Genomic DNA, 19,167 nt, shown 5'->3' with positions numbered 1-19,167 from the left:
TGATTCGATCTCAGGGAAGTCTGTTTTTATTTGGATAAATACAGATAACCACTTTCTTTATGATTTTGAGCTACGTTATTTCCATCTAACGATTTATAGGTAATGATGTAGAAATAAGTACCTGTTGGCAAACCATCAGATTGTTTAATGGTTGTTCTTCCTCTGGAAGTTCCGTCGAATGCATTGGTTGTGTTATTGTAATTAGTAGTATCAAAAACTAATACTCCCCAACGATTGTATATTTCTACCGTATTTTCAGGATAACAAGTTGTTTCATCGATATTGTCAATTTGGAAATAATCGTTTTTACCATCACCATTTGGAGAGAAAGCATTGTGTATTAAAACTCTTTGACAGGCCAGTACACTACAATCATCGTTTATTTCCATAGTTAAGGTAATACTTTTTGGACAATTTTCATCATTTATTGTATATTCAAATGTATAAGTGCCTATTGCTAATCCAAACGGGTTGAGTGTGTTACCTTGTAAAGCGTTACTGTTACTGGTATCAATCCATGTTCCGGTCAACGGAGTGTTTGGAGGAAGTAAAGTATCTAAATTAAGAGGAGTTGAATCCGCTTTACAAGCTGTACTGTTGATATTGATTACTTCTTGTGGAACTACCGTTATAGTAACAGTTGCTGTGTCACAGATGTCCGGAATCGCTTTAATACAAATTTGATAGTTATACGTATACGTTCCGGCAGGAGTTAAACTCGATACCGTTACATTACCCGAAGCATCAATTGTTATATTCGGATCCGTTTTAGAATTAGCATTGTTTGTATCACTCAATAAGGTGAAGTTTACTAATTCTATTGTAGTTTTTGTAGTGCCAATGAAGTCATTATCAAGAACATTACCCACTACTCCGAAAGTACCGCAACCAATATTAGAATACGTATCATCATTAGCTAAAATAGCCGGTGGAGCAATGATAGTTACCGTTACAGTTGCTGTATCACAGTTACCTGCATTGTCAGCCTCACAAATTTGATACACTAAGGTCAACGTACCTATTGGTGCATTTGGAAGAATATTAACACTACCATCTGAATTTAATTGCAAGAACTCGTTTGGTGTTACGGTTGAAATAATAACATCCGATGGTTTTACAACTACACCTTCAATAGTATCATTTGGTAATACATTCAGCACATTTGGAGTGATTTGATTTACACTAGGAAATGGACCGGCAGTATCATCATTGGCCACTATGTCTCTAACTAATTTGCAATTAACACCAAAATCAGCATTTAGATGAATCAAATCTTGAGGAGTTACAGTGACCATATAACTGCTTGGACTTGTTATTTGACAAACGTTATGCAATTGTGCCTGGTTTACTTTAGAGGTAATATTTTTACCTGCTCCTGATGGAAGCACTTTTACTAAACCAGTTGCTCCGAGTGCTGTAGCAACAGCATCCAGATTAGCATCTTTTACCAATTTTATCGTATAATCTCCATTAGGATTTGCTGTTTCTGGTCGGTCTCTCCAGAATCCTGTTTGGCTTACAATAACTTCTTTATGATAACCGTTAGGCCCATCAATAATCACATTAGGTGTTAACGCATTACCAAAACCTCCTTCATTTAATTCTCCAACATTTTGAGGACCGGTAAAATTACCATCGCCATTAAGATCAATCCATTCCCATTGGCTATAGTCGATTGCACCATTTGCGTCAGGAGTATTTTTGGTTACAATTCCATCATTATTGGCATCGTACCATTCGTCTTGAATTCCGTTACCGTTGGTGTCGTACCAAACATAATCTCCTAAAACAGGTCGAGTTGATGGTCCATATAAGAAATTATGCACTTGAAATTTACATTCTTCAAGAGTAGTAAGGAATACATTTGAATCCACCGGATATAATTGGTGTACGCTACTTAAATTAGCGTCCTGAACCTGAACCAGGTAGCTTCCTGTCGGAACACCTGAGAAATTGTATATACCATCTGCACCAGTGATGCGCAATAGAATTGGACCTGTTGTAGTACCTTGTGGAATTAATGTTACCGGTACGTTGGCAAGAGGTGTATTCGTATCAGCATTAATAATTTGTCCGGATATTTTTACTTTGTAATCCGGTTGTGTTATGACAACGGTAGTTGTTGCTGTACAAGTTTGGTTTCCATTGTTAACTGACGATGTTGCAGTTAAGGTATAAGTACCAGCCGGTAAGTTTGTATTTCCAACAACTTCATTGTTTTGATTTCTAATTACAACTGTAGCACCAGGACTACTTGTAATCATGATTGAACCATCAGTACCACCAAGACAAGTTACGTTCGAAGCAATTCCGCTCACAGACACTTTATTTTCGACAGTAAAGGTTTGTACCAGTTCTGTTTTATTACCAGCACAATCTGTAAGGGTGTAAGTTCTGGTTAAGATATAAGCATTTCCATCACAACCACTTCCTCCGTTATTGGTGTCAGTTACGGTGATTGTTACATTTGAATCACAATTATCAGAAACATTTGTTACATCTTGTGGTGTACCGGCTGGGATAACAGCTATGCTCTCTAAACCGGTAACATCTGCAGGAACAGTCCCCGTTGGAGCTGTTGTATCTCTCACGGTTATAATTTGAACATAAGATGTAGTGTTACCAGAGCAATCAGTTGCTGTCCAGGTACGTGTTAAGGTATAATTAGAATCACATTGATTTTGAATATCACTTTTTGTTTCAGTGAAAACAATTGGTAAATCTGAAGTACAACTGTCTGAAACTACTAGTTGAGCAGGGGCAGGAACAGCGTCACAAGAAACAGTACTATCTTTTGGAAGATCTCCGATAAATATTGGTTTACTGGTATCTTCAATTGTAATCACTTGCGTGAAAACATCAGAAGTATTTCCACAATCATCTTTAACGGTCCAAGTGTTAGTATAAGTTCCAGCGTTAGCACAACCTTCAGAGGCTACAAAAGCACCGCTTGTTTTTACGATATTAGAAACATCACCATCACAAGAATCAGTAGCAACCGGGAATTGTGTTTGAGCAGTAGTCAAAGCTGTTGCATCACTACACTGAACAGTTACGTTTAATGTTCCGGCCTCAGTTGTCCAAGTTGGAGCAGTGGTATCTTCAATTGTAATCACTTGAGTGTAAACATCAGAAGTATTTCCACAATCATCTTTAACGGTCCAAGTATTAGTATAAGTTCCAGCGTTAGCGCAACCTTCAGAGGCTACAAAAGCGCCACTTGTTTTTACGATATTAGAAACATCACCATCACAAGAATCAGTAGCAACTGGGAATTGTGTTTGAGCAGTAGTCAAAGCTGTTGCATCACTACATTGAACAGTTACGTTTAATGTTCCAGGTTGAGTTGTCCATGTTGGAGCACTGGTATCTTCAATAGTAATCACTTGAGTGTAAACATCAGAAGTGTTACCACAATCATCTTTAACAGTCCAGGTATTGGTATAAGTTCCAGCGTTAGCGCAACCTTCAGAGGCTACAAAAGCACCGCTGGTTTTTACGATATTAGAAACATCACCATCACAAGAATCAGTAGCAACCGGGAATTGTGTTTGTGCAGTAGTCAAAGCTGTTGCATCGCTACATTGAACAGTTACGTTTAATGTTCCAGGCTGAGTTGTCCAAGTTGGAGCAGTGGTATCTTCGATTGTAATCACTTGCGTGAAAGTATCAGAAGTATTACCACAATCGTCTTTAACAGTCCAAGTGTTAGTATAAGTTCCAGCGTTAGCGCAACCTTCAGAAGCTACAAAAGCACCGCTGGTTTTCACGATATTCGAAACATCACCGTCACAAGAATCAGCCGCAACAGGGAACTTCGCTTGAGCAGCATTTAAAGCTGTTGCATCACTACATTGAACAGTAGCGTTTAATGTTCCGGCTTGAGTTGACCAGGTTGGAGCAGTGGTATCTTCGATAGTAATTACTTGAGTGAAAGCGTCAGTGATATTTCCGCAGTCATCTTTTGCAATCCAAGAGTTGGTATAAGTTCCAGCATTTGCACAACCTTCAGAGGCAATAAAAGAACCACTTGTTTTGGTGTAAGTTACAATTGAACAATTGGCTGTAGCTGCAGGAGCTTGATTTTGAGCAGCAGTTAATGCTGCAGCATCACTGCATTGAACAGTTACGTTTAATGTCCCAGCCTGAGTAATCCAAGTTGGAATTGCAGTATCCTGAACGGTAATTACCTGAGTAAAGACAGTTGAGGTATTATTGCAAGTATCGGTTGCAGTCCAGGTGTTGGTGTAAGTACCAGTACTTCCACAACTTCCTTTTTGCAATTGACCAGTTACTTTAGTATAAGTTATAGTTCCATCGCAATTATCTGTTGCAATTGGAGCTTGGTTTTGAGCAGCTGTCAATCCATCAGTATCGCTACATTGTAAAGTAACATCTAATGTTCCGGCTTGAGTTGTCCATGTTGGAGCAGTAGTATCTTCGATTGTAATTACTTGAGTGAAAGTATCAGAAGTATTTCCACAATCGTCTTTAACAGTCCAAGTATTAGTATATGTTCCTGCATTTGCACAAGTTTCAGAAGCTACAAAAGCACCACTTGTTTTCACGATATTCGAAACATCACCATCACAAGAATCAGTAGCAACTGGGAATTGTGTTTGAGCAGTAGTCAAAGCCGTTGCATCACTACATTGAACAGTTACGTTTAATGTTCCAGGCTGAGTTGTCCAAGTTGGAGCAGTGGTATCTTCGATTGTAATCACTTGCGTGAAAGTATCAGAAGTATTACCACAATCATCTTTAACAGTCCAAGTATTAGTATATGTTCCTGCATTTGCACAAGTTTCAGAAGCTACAAAAGCACCACTTGTTTTCACGATATTAGAAACATCACCATCACAAGAGTCAGTAGCAACTGGGAATTGTGTTTGAGCAGTAGTCAAAGCTGTTGCATCACTACATTGAACAGTTACGTTTAATGTTCCAGGCTGAGTTGTCCAAGTTGGAGCAGTGGTATCTTCGATTGTAATTACTTGAGTGAAAGCATCCGTAACGTTTCCACAATCATCTTTTGCAATCCAAGAGTTGGTATACGTTCCAGCGTTAGCACAACCTTCAGAGGCAACAAAAGTGCCACTTGTTTTGGTATAAGTTACAACTGAACAATTGGCTGTTGCAGTCGGAGCTTGATTTTGAGCAGCAGTTAATCCGGTTGCATCACTACATTGCAAAGTAACGTTTAATGTTCCTGCTTGTGTAATCCAAGTTGGTACTGCGGTATCCTGAACGGTAATTACCTGAGTAAAGACAGTTGAGATATTATTGCAAGTATCGGTTGCAGTCCAGGTGTTGGTGTAAGTACCAGTACTTCCACAACTTCCTTTTTGTAATTGACCGGTTACTTTAGTATAAGTTATAGTTCCATCACAATTATCTGTTGCAATTGGAGCTTGGTTTTGAGCAGCTGTCAATCCATCAGTATCACTACATTGTAAAGTAACATCTAATGTTCCCCCTTGAGTTGACCAAGTTGGAGCAGTAGTATCTTCGATTGTAATGATTTGAGTGAAAGTATCAGAAGTATTTCCACAATCATCTTTTACAGTCCAAGTATTAGTATATGTTCCTGCATTTGCACAAGTTTCAGAAGCTACAAAAGCACCACTTATTTTCACGATATTAGAAACATCACCATCACAAGAATCGGTCGCAATCGGGAATTGTGTTTGAGCAGTAGTCAAAGCTGTTGCATCGCTACATTGAACAGTAACGTTTAATGTTCCAGGTTGAGTTGTCCATGTTGGAGCAGTGGTATCTTCGATTGTAATGATTTGCGTGAAAGTATCAGAAGTGTTACCACAATCATCTTTTACAGTCCAAGTGTTAGTATAAGTTCCAGCGTTAGCGCAACCTTCACTAGCTACAAAAGCACCACTTGTTTTCACGATATTAGAAACATCACCATCACAAGAGTCAGTAGCAACCGGGAATTGTGTTTGAGCAGCATTTAAAGCTGTTGCATCACTACATTGAACAGTTACGTTTAATGTTCCAGGTTGAGTTGTCCATGTTGGAGCAGTGGTATCTTCGATTGTAATCACTTGCGTGAAAGTATCAGAAGTATTACCACAATCATCTTTAACAGTCCAAGTGTTAGTATAAGTTCCAGCGTTAGCGCAACCTTCAGAGGCTACAAAAGCACCGCTTGTTTTTACGATATTAGAAACATCACCATCACAGCTATCAGTTGCAACCGGGAATTGCGTTTGAGCAGTAGTCAAAGCTGTTGCATCACTACATTGAACAGTTACGTTTAGTGTTCCAGGCTGAGTTGTCCAAGTTGGAGCAGTGGTATCTTCGATAGTAATAATTTGTGTGAAAACATCAGAAGTATTACCACAATCATCTTTAACAGTCCAAGTGTTAGTATAAGTTCCAGCGTTAGCGCAACCTTCAGAGGCTACAAAAGCACCGCTGGTTTTTACGATATTCGAAACATCACCATCACAAGAGTCAGTAGCAACCGGGAATTGTGTTTGAGCAGTAGTTAAAGCTGTTGCATCACTACATTGAACAGTTACGTTTAATGTTCCAGGCTGAGTTGACCATGTTGGCGCAGTAGTATCTTCGATTGTAATCACTTGCGTGAAAACATCAGAAGTATTTCCACAATCATCTTTTACAGTCCAAGTGTTAGTATAAGTTCCAGCGTTAGCACAACCTTCAGAAGCTACAAAAGCACCGCTTGTTTTTACGATATTAGAAACATCACCATCACAAGAATCAGTAGCAACTGGGAATTGTGTTTGAGCAGTAGTTAAAGCTGTTGCATCACTACATTGAACAGTAACGTTTAATGTTCCAGGCTGAGTTGTCCAAGTTGGAGCAGTTGTATCTTCGATTGTAATTACTTGTGTGAAAACATCTGAAGTATTACCACAATCGTCTTTTACAGTCCAAGTGTTAGTATAAGTTCCAGCATTTGCGCAACCTTCAGAGGCTATAAAAGCACCACTTGTTTTCACGATATTAGAAACATCAGTATCACAAGCATCAGCTGCAATAGGGAATTGAGCTTGAGCAGCATTTAAAGCTGTTGCATCACTACATTGAACAGTTACGTTTAATGTTCCGGCTTGAGTTGACCAGGTTGGAGCAGTTGTATCTTCAATAGTAATTACTTGAATAAAGGCATCCGTAACGTTTCCGCAATCATCTTTTGCAATCCAAGAGTTGGTATAAGTTCCAGCATTAGCGCAACCTTCAGAGGCAATAAAAGAACCACTTGTTTTGGTATAAGTTACAATTGAACAATTGGCTGTAGCTGCGGGAGCTTGATTTTGAGCAGCAGTTAATCCTGCAGCATCACTGCATTGAACAGTTACGTTTAATGTCCCAGCCTGAGTAATCCAAGTTGGAATTGCAGTATCCTGAACGGTAATTACCTGAGTAAAGACAGTTGAGGTATTATTGCAAGTATCGGTTGCAGTCCAGGTGTTGGTGTAAGTACCAGTACTTCCACAGCTACCTTTTTGTAATTGACCAGTTACTTTAGTATAAGTTATAGTTCCATCACAATTATCTGTTGCAATTGGAGCTTGGTTTTGAGCGGTTGTCAATCCGTCATTATCGCTACATTGTAAAGTAACATCTAATGTTCCCCCTTGAGTTGACCAAGTAGGAGCAGTAGTATCTTCGATAGTAATGATTTGAGTGAAAACATCAGAAGTATTTCCGCAATCATCATTAACCGTCCAAGTATTAGTGTAAGTTCCGGCGTTAGCGCAACCTTGAGAAGCTACAAAAGCACCGCTTACTTTTACAATGTTTGTGACATCAGTATCACAAGCATCAGCAGCTACAGGGAATTGAGCTTGAGCATTAGCCAAAGCTGTTGCATCACTACATTGAACCGTAGTATTTAATGTTCCCCCTTGAGTAGACCAAGTTGGCGCAGTAGTATCTTCGATGGTAATGATTTGCGTGAAAACATCAGAAGTATTTCCACAATCGTCATTAACCGTCCAAGTATTAGTATATGTTCCAGCGTTAGCACAACCTTGAGAAGCTACAAAAGCACCGCTTACTTTTACAATGTTGGTCACATCAGTATCACAAGCGTCAGTAGCTACAGGGAATTGAGCTTGAGCATTAGCCAAAGCTGTTGCATCGCTACATTGAACAGTAGTATTTAATGTTCCCCCTTGAGTAGACCAAGTAGGAGCAGTAGTATCTTCAATGGTAATGATTTGCGTGAAAATAGCAGAAGTATTTCCGCAATCGTCATTAACCGTCCAAGTATTAGTATATGTTCCAGCGTTAGCACAACCTTGAGAAGCTACAAAAGCACCGCTTACTTTTACAATGTTGGTCACATCAGTATCACAAGCGTCAGTAGCTACAGGGAATTGAGCTTGAGCATTAGCCAAAGCTGTTGCATCGCTACATTGAACAGTAGTATTTAATGTTCCCCCTTGAGTAGACCAAGTAGGAGCAGTAGTATCTTCAATGGTAATGATTTGCGTGAAAATAGCAGAAGTATTTCCGCAATCGTCATTAACCGTCCAAGTATTAGTATATGTTCCAGCGTTAGCACAACCTTGAGAAGCTACAAAAGCACCGCTTACTTTTACAATGTTGGTCACATCAGTATCACAAGCGTCAGTAGCTACAGGGAATTGAGCTTGAGCATTAGCCAAAGCTGTTGCATCGCTACATTGAACAGTAGTATTTAATGTTCCCCCTTGAGTAGACCAAGTAGGAGCAGTAGTATCTTCAATGGTAATGATTTGAGTGAAAATAGCAGAAGTATTTCCACAATCATCACTAACAGTCCAAGTATTAGTATATGTTCCGGCGTTAGCACAACCTTGAGAAGCTACAAAAGCACCGCTTACTTTTACAATGTTGGTCACATCCGTATCACAAGCATCAGTAGCCACTGGGAATTGCGCTTGAGCATTAGCCAAAGCTGCCATATCACTACATTGAACCGTAGTATTTAATGTTCCCCCTTGAGTAGACCAAGTTGGCGCAGTAGTATCTTCGATAGTAATGATCTGAGTGAAAACAGCAGAAGTATTTCCGCAATCATCATTAACAGTCCAAGTATTAGTATATGTTCCGGCGTTAGCACAACCTTGAGAAGCTACAAAAGCACCGCTTACTTTTACAATGTTTGTCACATCTGTATCACAAGCGTCAGTAGCTACTGGGAATTGCGCTTGAGCATTAGCCAAAGCTGTTGCATCACTACATTGAACAGTAGTATTTAATGTTCCGGCTTGAGTAGACCAAGTAGGAGCAGTAGTATCTTCGATGGTAATGATTTGTGTGAAAATAGCAGAAGTATTTCCGCAATCGTCATTAACAGTCCAAGTATTAGTGTAAGTTCCGGCGTTAGCACAACCTTGAGAAGCTACAAAAGCACCGCTTACTTTTACAATGTTTGTCACATCTGTATCACAAGCGTCAGTAGCTACTGGGAATTGCGCTTGAGCATTAGCCAAAGCTGTTGCATCACTACATTGAACAGTAGTATTTAATGTTCCGGCTTGAGTAGACCAAGTAGGAGCAGTAGTATCTTCGATGGTAATGATTTGTGTGAAAATAGCAGAAGTATTTCCGCAATCGTCATTAACAGTCCAAGTATTAGTGTAAGTTCCGGCGTTAGCACAACCTTGAGAAGCTACAAAAGCACCGCTTACTTTTACAATGTTTGTCACATCTGTATCACAAGCGTCAGTAGCTACTGGGAATTGCGCTTGAGCATTAGCCAAAGCTGTTGCATCACTACATTGAACAGTAGTATTTAATGTTCCGGCTTGAGTAGACCAAGTAGGAGCAGTAGTATCTTCGATGGTAATGATTTGTGTGAAAATAGCAGAAGTATTTCCGCAATCATCATTAACAGTCCAAGTATTAGTATATGTTCCAGCGTTAGCACAACCTTGAGAAGCTACAAAAGCACCGCTTACTTTTACAATGTTTGTTACATCTGTATCACAAGCGTCAGCAGCCACTGGGAATTGAGCTTGAGCATTAGCCAAAGCTGTTGCATCGCTACATTGAATAGTAGTATTTAATGTTCCGGCTTGAGTTGACCAAGTAGGAGCAGTAGTATCTTCGATGGTAATGATTTGTGTGAAAATAGCAGAAGTATTTCCACAATCGTCATTAACCGTCCAAGTATTAGTATATGTTCCAGCGTTAGCACAACCTTGAGAAGCTACAAAAGCACCGCTTACTTTTACAATGTTTGTTACATCTGTATCACAAGCGTCAGTAGCTACTGGGAATTGCGCTTGAGCATTAGCCAAAGCTGTTGCATCGCTACATTGAACAGTAGTATTTAATGTTCCGGCTTGAGTTGACCAAGTTGGAGCAGTGTTATCCTGAACAATAATTGTTTGACTAACAGGAAGAGAAGTATTTCCACAAGCATCTATAGCGGTCCAAGTTCTGGTTTTTGTATAGGAACCGGTGCAATTGCCTGGTATTGTTGTGTCCTGGAAGGTTAAAGAAGAAACAGTTCCACTATCATCTGTTGCGGTAGCTTGTGCAAAGACAGGCACTTCCGGACAGTTGATTGTTGTAGTTGAAGGTAAAGGATCAATTACCGGTTTTACAGAATCTCCATCAAGAATTACAAAAGATTCACTGATTGTACAACCTTTAGCATCTGTGATTGTTACGCTATAATTTCCTGCTAAAAGAGCAGTAGCAGTATCCGAAGTTTGTGCTGGAGTTGTATTCCATAAGTAAGTATAAGGTGTTGTTCCTCCTGATACCGTTACAGTCGCAGAACCAGTTGCATCACCTCCACAAACAACATCAATTTGTGTTTTTGTAGCGCTTAGCGCTTTTTGTGGTTGTCCGATTGTTACGGAGCAAGTAGTAGTGTAACCTAATTTGTCAGTTACGGTTACCGTATGTTGACCTGCAGTTAAAGAAACTGCTTGTGAAGTTGTTTCATTATTATCCCATAAATAAGTATAATCACCATTTCCTCCTATGGCAGTTACAGTCGCTTTTCCATTACTGTCACCAAAACATTTGGCAGGATCATCTTGAGAAATACTACAAGACAAAACATTTGGTTCAGAGATGGTGATGGTACAAGTTGTAGTACAACCTTTTGCGTCTGTTACGGTTACAGAGTGTAAACCTGCATTTAGTAATACCGCTTTTTGTGTTGTTTCATTATTATCCCATAAGTAGGTATAACTTCCATTTCCACCAAGTGCAGTTACAGTAGCTTCACCATTACTTAAACCATTAGCAGTAACTGCTTTGTTTTGTATTATTGAACAGCTTAAAGCAGCGCTAGGTTGACCAATTGTAACCGAATTAGATTGAGATGAACAAGAATCCGTAACGGTTAAAGTATAAGTTCCCGCAGGAAGATTGGATACTGTTGCTGTAGTTCCAACTACGGTGTTAGAGCTGTTTTTCCAAGAGTATGTTACCGTTCCAATAACGTTTGTAACAGTACCCGCAGTTACTGTTCCGTTACTATTTCCAAAACAAGCTGCATCCGTTTCAGAAGAAGCTGCTAAAGCTAAAGCTGCACTCGGTTGCCCGATTGTAACAGAATTAGTTTGAGAAGAACAAGAATCTGTAACAGTTAAAGTATATGTTCCGGCAGGCAGGTTTGATACTGTTGCTGTGGTTCCTACTACAGCATTAGAGCTGTTTTCCCAAGAGTATGTTACCGTTCCAACAGCGTTTGTAACAGTACCCGCAGTTACTGTTCCGGTGCTGGCGCCAAAACAAGCCGCATCTGTTTTAGAAGAAGCTGCTAAAGCTAGTGCTGCACTCGGTTGTCCGATTGTAACAGAATTAGTTTGAGAAGAGCAAGAATCTGTAACAGTTAAGGTATATGTTCCGGCAGGAAGATTTGACACTGTGGCCGTAGTTCCTACTACTGTATTTGAGCTGTTTTTCCAAGAGAAAGTTACTGTTCCAACTGCGTTTGTTACTGTACCTGCAGTTATAGTTCCGGTGCTTGCACCAAAACAAACCACATCTGTTTTAGATGAAGCCGCTAATGCTAAAGCTGCATTCGGTTGTCCGATTGTAACAGAATTAGTTTGAGAAGAGCAAGAATCTGTAACGGTTAAGGTATAAGTTCCGGCAGGAAGATTTGACACTGTGGCGGTAGTCCCTACTACTGTATTAGAACTGTTTTTCCAAGAGAAGGTTACTGTTCCAACAGAGTTTGTCACGGCACCTGCAGTTATAGTTCCAGTGCTGGCACCAAAACAAACCACATCTGTTTTAGATGAAGTCGCTAATGCTAAAGCTGCACTTGGTTGCCCGATGGTAACAGAGTTAGTTTGAGAAGAGCAAGAATCTGTAACAGTTAAGGTATAAGTTCCGGCAGGCAAATTTGAAACTGTTGCTGTGGTTCCTACTACTGTATTAGAGCTGTTTTTCCAAGAGAAGGTTACTGTTCCAACAGAGTTTGTCACGGCACCTGCAGTTATAGTTCCAGTGCTGGCACCAAAACAAACCACATCTGTTTTAGATGAAGTCGCTAATGCTAAAGCTGCACTTGGTTGTCCGATGGTAACAGAGTTAGTTTGAGAAGAGCAAGAATCTGTAACAGTTAAGGTATAAGTTCCGGCAGGCAAATTTGATACCGTTGCTGTGGTTCCTACTACTGTATTAGAACTGTTTTTCCAAGAGAAAGTTACTGTTCCAACGGAGTTTGTCACTGCACCTGCAGTTATAGTTCCAGTGCTGGCACCAAAACAAACCACATCGGTTTTAGATGAAGCTGCTAAAGCTAGTGCTGCACTTGGTTGCCCGATGGTAACAGAGTTAGTTTTAGAAGAACAAGAATCTGTAACGGTTAAGGTATAAGTTCCCGCAGGAAGATTTGAAACTGTTGCTGTCGTTCCTACTACTGTATTAGAGCTGTTTTTCCAAGAGAATGTTACAGTTCCAACGGAGTTTGTCACGGCACCAGCAGTTACTGTTCCGGTGTTGCCACCAAAACAAGCCGCATCTGTTTTAGAAGAAGCTGCTAAAGCTAGTGCTGCACTTGGTTGTCCGATAGTAACAGAATTAGTTTGAGAAGAACAAGAATCTGTAACGGTTAAAGTATAAGTTCCCGCAGGAAGATTTGAAACTGTTGCTGTCGTTCCTACTACTGTATTAGAGCTGTTTTTCCAAGAGAATGTTACAGTTCCAACGGAGTTTGTCACGGCACCAGCAGTTACTGTTCCGGTGTTGCCACCAAAACAAGCTGCATCAGTTTTAGAAGAAGCTGCTAATGCCAAAGCTGCACTCGGTTGTCCGATAGTAACAGAATTAGTTTGAGAAGAACAAGAATCTGTAACGGTTAAAGTATAAGTTCCAGCAGGAAGATTTGATACTGTTGCTGTTGTTCCTACTACTGTATTAGAGCTGTTTTTCCAAGAGAAAGTTACTGTTCCAACGGAGTTTGTCACCGCACCCGCAGTTATTGTTCCCGTACTCGCTCCGAAACAAACGACATCAGTTTTGGAGGAAGCTGCTAATGCCAAAGCTGCACTCGGTTGTCCGATAGTAACAGAATTAGTTTTAGAAGAGCAAGAATCTGTAACAGTTAAGGTATAAGTTCCAGCAGGAAGATTCGAAACTGTTGCTGTCGTTCCTACTACTGTATTAGAACTGTTTTTCCAAGAGAAAGTTACAGTTCCAACGGAATTTGTAACCGCACCCGCAGTTATAGTTCCGGTACTGGCACCAAAACAAGTAACATCTGTTTTAGAAGAAGCTGCCAAAGCCAAAGCCGCACTCGGTTGCCCGATGGTAACGGAATTGGTTTGAGAAGAACAAGAATCTGTAACAGTTAAGGTATAAGTTCCGGCAGGAAGATTTGAAACTGTTGCTGTTGTTCCTACTACTGTATTTGAGCTATTTTTCCACGAGTACGTTACCGTTCCAACGGAATTTGTCACCGCACCCGCAGTAACTGTTCCGGTGCTTGCGCCAAAACATGCTGCATCCGTTTTAGATGAAGCTGCTAAAGCCAAAGCTGCACTCGGTTGTCCGATGGTAACTGTATTGGTTTTAGAAGAACAAGAATCCGTTACAGTTAAAGTGTAAGTTCCCGCAGGAAGATTGGACACTGTCGCTGTCGTTCCTACTACTGTATTAGAACTGTTTTTCCACGAGTACGTTACCGTTCCGACGGAGTTTGTAACCGCACCTGCAGTTATAGTTCCGGTGCTGGCACCAAAACAAGCTGCATCTGTTTTAGATGAAGCTGCCAAAGTCAGAGCGGCAGTCGGTTGCCCGATTGTAACGGAATTGGATTGAGACGAACAAGTATCTGTAACAGTTAAAGTATAAGTTCCGGCAGGCAAATTTGATACTGTTGCTGTTGTTCCTACTACTGTATTAGAGCTGTTTTTCCAAGAGTACGTAATAGTTCCAACTGCGTTTGTCACGGCGCCTGCAGTTACGGTTCCGGTGCTGGCACCAAAACAAGTAACATCTGTTTTAGAAGAAGCTGCCAAAGCCAGAGCGGCATTTGGCTGCGTTATAACTACAGAAATAACACCTTTACATCCGCTTGCATCTGTTACAGTTGCTTCGTATGTTCCAACTCCTAAGTTGGTTATGGTTTGAGTTGTTCCTGCAAATGCAGCTCCATTTTTTTTCCATGAATAAGTATAAGGAGCAACACCACCGGTAGGATTGTTAAGTGTAATAGCCCCCGTGCTTTGCCCAAAACATTTTACATCAACATGTGAAGCAACGTTTTCTGTTACAACAATATTACTAACAGTTACCACTACAGGTTTAATGTCTGAACAACCTGACACAAGGTTTTGTCCTTTAATATAATAAGTACCTGCAGTTGCTGCAGTAGGAGTAGTGTAAGGAATTGTAGCAGCTGCATCTCTCCAATACGTATAGGTTAGTCCGGCAGTGCTTCCTGCAGTTACTGCCGCAGCAGTAATATTTACGGTGTTTGGAGAACATACACCTGCAGGATTTGTAATTACTAAAGTATTTGTGGCAAAACTTCTTGCTTTTAGAAATACACCTGCATCATATAATTGATCTGATGCATCGGCGATAGCCATTTTAATTTTATAAGTTTGACCAGGTGTAACCGGATATGTTGCGGTAAGAACTGTTGTAGATCCATCATACTCCATTACTAGTGAAGCAGGTGGATTGTTTAGGTAATAAGCGACATTTTTATCAGGGAAAGCAACACCGTTCACATTAACTCCGGAAGAGTGAATGTTGTTGATCGTAACGGTATCACCATTTGGTAATTGAGAAAGGTTTACAGCATTATTGGTGTAAGTTCCGGCTATTCCGGGTCCGCTTAAGAAAAAACCAAAAGCATCGTTAAATTGCGTATTAACATATTCCAGATATTCCTCTGAGGCAAAAACAAATTTGAACTCAACCAAATTTCCATCAGGAACAAAATTAAATTCCAATATAGCAGCATCACGCATGGTCTGACCTGATATATTAGTTAAATCAGGATCGCTGGCCTCGCTAACCATTGAATCTGATTTATTTGTAAACGTATTAGGCCCCATAGCAGAGCTTATTTTTCCTGTTGCAATTAAAAGACCTTCATCAATAGGAAATGTCGAAGTAGATTTATTAAAGTATCCCAATTGTCGGTCACCGGCGGTTGAAGACCACGTATGATTAGTCCAATCCCAATTGTTTCCATTTTTTTTATAATAACCGAATCGGACATTGCTAATGCTTAAACAGCCCGAAGTTAGTATGTTACGCACTAATCCATCTGCAGTATAACCATTATTTCCGGCAGCGGGATTTGCTACATCTATAGATCCAACTGCAGCCAGTGCCGCCAACGCAGTCGCACTACTTTTAGCAGTTACATTACTCTTAGCAGCAGATTTATTTTTGGTAATAGTATTTCCGATTCTGATAGGAACATTTATTTCTTGGGCAGATAGCTCTGTAAAGAAAAATAGTAATCCCAAAATAGTGGTTAAAGTAATTTTTTTCATGGTCTTTAATCTTTAATTTCAAAAATTGTTTGTTCCTCTACAGTACTATTTTTAGTAAAATTTTATTTCGGCTCTTTTATAAGTATAATTTGCTATCTCTATTACCTACGATTTTTGAGCCTCCATAGATTTGACTTCGTATTTTGTGAAATTTTTATAGTTTTAACAGAATCAAAGTTATATAGTCTCTTTTTAATAGATTTTTTTTCTCTGTAACTAACCTAAAAACTCGTTGAAATGTCTTTTTTTGGTCAGAATTTGTGAAAATAGGGGGTGTTTTTTGTAGTTTTTGGCAAAAATTAATGTACGATTTCTTTGCTTTTTTGGTTAAAAACATAAAAAAATAACCTTTAAAAATATTCAATAATCAATTAATTGGCTGATTTTATGTGATATGTATAATATCGACTAAGTGACAGTTTTGACGGATGAAGTGCACTTTTTGTTAAAGGGAAAAAGAAGCATGTTTTTTCTATGATGGATTTAACTGATTTTTTTTCGTGTTAAAATTTTCTTCAAATGTTAACAGAATTAAAAAAAAGTTAGTGTTTAGAATTTCTTTTGTAAATTAGAACTTCAATAAAAATGAATCTCTTTTTATGATGTTTGTAAATCCTTCCGCTTATGAAAAATTTAATTTTGATACGACATGCAAAATCCAGTTGGGAAGCTCCTTTAAAAGATTTTGACAGACCTTTAATGAAAAGAGGAATTTTAGATGCTCATGAAGTATCTGGAATTATTTCTAATTTTTTGCCCAAGACTTATATTATTTGGAGTAGTACGGCCGCTCGTGCTTCTGAAACGGCTCTAATTTTTGCTCAAAACATCTCCTATCCCATAGAAAGTATCGTGTACAAGGACGATCTTTATACTTTTGATGATAAACAACTTGAAAAAGTGATCAAATTGTGCGATAATAGTTTCGAAAGTGTTATTCTTTTCGGACATAACGAGGCTATTACAAATTTTGTTAATAAATTTGGGGATGTTTTTATAGAAAATGTTCCCACCTCAGGATTTGTATCGCTAAAGTTTGATTCAGAAAGCTGGGATACGATCAATAAAGGCAGAACACATAAAACAATTTTCCCCAAAGATTTAAAAAAAATATAGTGTACGAACAGAAATATATCGATAGAGAAAAAAGTTGGTTAGCGTTTAATGCAAGAGTACTTCAGGAAGCAGGAGATAATACCGTTCCACTTTTAGACAGGTTGCGTTTTGTTGGAATTTTTTCGAACAATTTAGATGAATTTTTTCGAGTTCGTTATGCCGCAATCAGAAGACTAAGTCTTTCGGGTATTTCTGGTGAAAAATATCTAGGCGGAGTCTCTGCCCATCAGTTAATTAAGGATATCACTGAAATTGTAATTCAGCAACAATCAGAAAGTTTACGCATTTTAGGAAATATTGAAGCCGAACTGGAAGCCGAAAATATCTTTATTATCAACGAAAATCAGATTACAGAAGCACAGGAACATTTTCTGAGAGACTTTTTCACTCAAAAATTAAGCCCCGAATTAGTTACTATTATCCTGAATGATTTAGCAGAGTTTCCGGTTTTGAAAGATACTTTAGGGTATTTGGCCATTCGTTTAGAGATGAACACCAATGATGAAGTTCGATATGCGGTTGTTGAAATTCCTAAAACGATAAACAGATTTGTGGTATTACCTTCCAATGACGATAAACAATATGTGATCTTAATCGATGATGTAATCCGTCATAACCTGAGTAATATTTTCAATATTTTCGATTATAAAAGTGTCTCTGCCCACATGATCAAAATTACGCGTGACGCGCAATTAGACATCGATAGTGATTTGAGCAAAAGTATGCTCGAAAAAATTGCTACATCGGTAAAAGACAGAAGAATAGGAGAACCGGTTCGTTTTATTTACGATAGTTTAATCGAAGACGATACATTACGTTTCTTCTTAGATAAAATGAAAATTGTGGAAACAGACAGTATAATTCCCGGTGGAAGATATCATAATCGCCGTGATTATATGAGTTTTCCAAATCTCGGAAGATATGATTTGTTGTATAAAACCAATGATCCTTTGCCCATTCCGGGATTGAGTCTTGAAGGAAGTATACTGCAGAAGATTGGTAAAAAAGATTATTTGTTGCACGCTCCTTATCAGTCGTTTTCGTATCTGACTAAATTTTTGCGTGAAGCCGCATTAGACCCAAAAGTAGTAAGTATAAAAATTACGTTATATCGTTTGGCTAAGAATTCGCAGATTATTAGTTCCTTGATCAATGCGGCAAAAAACGGTAAGAGAGTAGTAGTACAGATTGAACTTCAGGCTCGTTTTGATGAGGCAAGTAATATCTCGTACGCCGAACAAATGCAGACGGAAGGCATCGAACTTATTTTCGGTATCAAAAGTCTTAAAGTGCACAGTAAAATATGTGTCATCGAGAGAGTTGAAGAAGGTAAAACCCGTCGTTACGGATTTATTTCTACCGGAAATTTCAACGAATCGACGGCAAAAATTTATACCGATGTAACGTTGTTTACCTGTCATCCCGGTATTTTGAAAGACATTTCAAAAATATTCGAATTTTTTGATATCAATTACAGAGTTCACCGATACAAACATTTAATTGTATCACCACATTATACAAGGACAAAATTTATAAAATTGATAGACCGTGAAATTTTACATGCGTTAGCCGGTAGAAAAACACATATCAAGTTAAAAATGAATAGTTTGTCGGACTTTAAAATGATCGATAAATTATACGAAGCAAGTAATGCAGGTGTGAAAATTCAGCTTCAGGTAAGAGGAATTTGCTCATTAATACCGGGGATTCCGGGAATGAGTGAGAATATCGAAGCAATCAGTATTGTAGATAATTATTTAGAACATTCAAGAGTTTATATTTTTGGAAATGCAGGATTAACAGAGGTTTACATTTCATCAGCAGATTTTATGACCAGAAACCTCGATGGACGAGTAGAAGTAACTTGTCCGATTTATGATCTTGAAATCAAAAAAGAACTAATTGATAATTTTAATATTGCCTGGAAAGGAAATGTAAAAGTGAGATATCATTCCTATAAACTAGACAATAAGTATAAAGCTCGTAATCACCATGCTCCATTCAGAGCACAGCTTGAAACCTATAAATATTACCAGCACAAAATTGAGAAAATCGAAAAAATTCCGCAAAAAATTAGTTAACACAA

3 protein-coding genes are annotated in these 19,167 nt (G+C 38.9%); 2 read left to right on the top strand and 1 reads right to left on the bottom strand.

Features of this window, described 5'->3' with window-relative positions:
* Positions 1–26: 26 nt before the first annotated feature.
* Positions 27–15,965, bottom strand: coding sequence for an HYR-like domain-containing protein (locus LNP23_RS18955; RefSeq protein ID WP_230002417.1), 15,939 nt, complete (start codon positions 15,963–15,965; stop codon positions 27–29).
* A 624-nt stretch (positions 15,966–16,589) separates the two neighbouring features.
* Here LNP23_RS18955 and LNP23_RS18950 point away from each other — a divergent pair.
* On the top strand, positions 16,590–17,081 hold the full coding sequence (locus LNP23_RS18950; RefSeq protein WP_047779003.1) for a SixA phosphatase family protein: 492 nt from the start codon (positions 16,590–16,592) through the stop codon (positions 17,079–17,081).
* Positions 17,081–19,162, top strand: coding sequence for a polyphosphate kinase 1 (ppk1, locus tag LNP23_RS18945; protein ID WP_230002416.1), 2,082 nt, complete (start codon positions 17,081–17,083; stop codon positions 19,160–19,162). Before LNP23_RS18950 ends, ppk1 begins: the two co-directional genes overlap by 1 nt.
* Positions 19,163–19,167: the final 5 nt, after the last annotated feature.

The sequence above is a fragment of the Flavobacterium cupriresistens genome (assembly GCF_020911925.1).
Taxonomy (GTDB): Bacteria; Bacteroidota; Bacteroidia; order Flavobacteriales; family Flavobacteriaceae; genus Flavobacterium; species Flavobacterium cupriresistens.
This window is presented reverse-complemented; position numbering and strand designations above follow the sequence as displayed.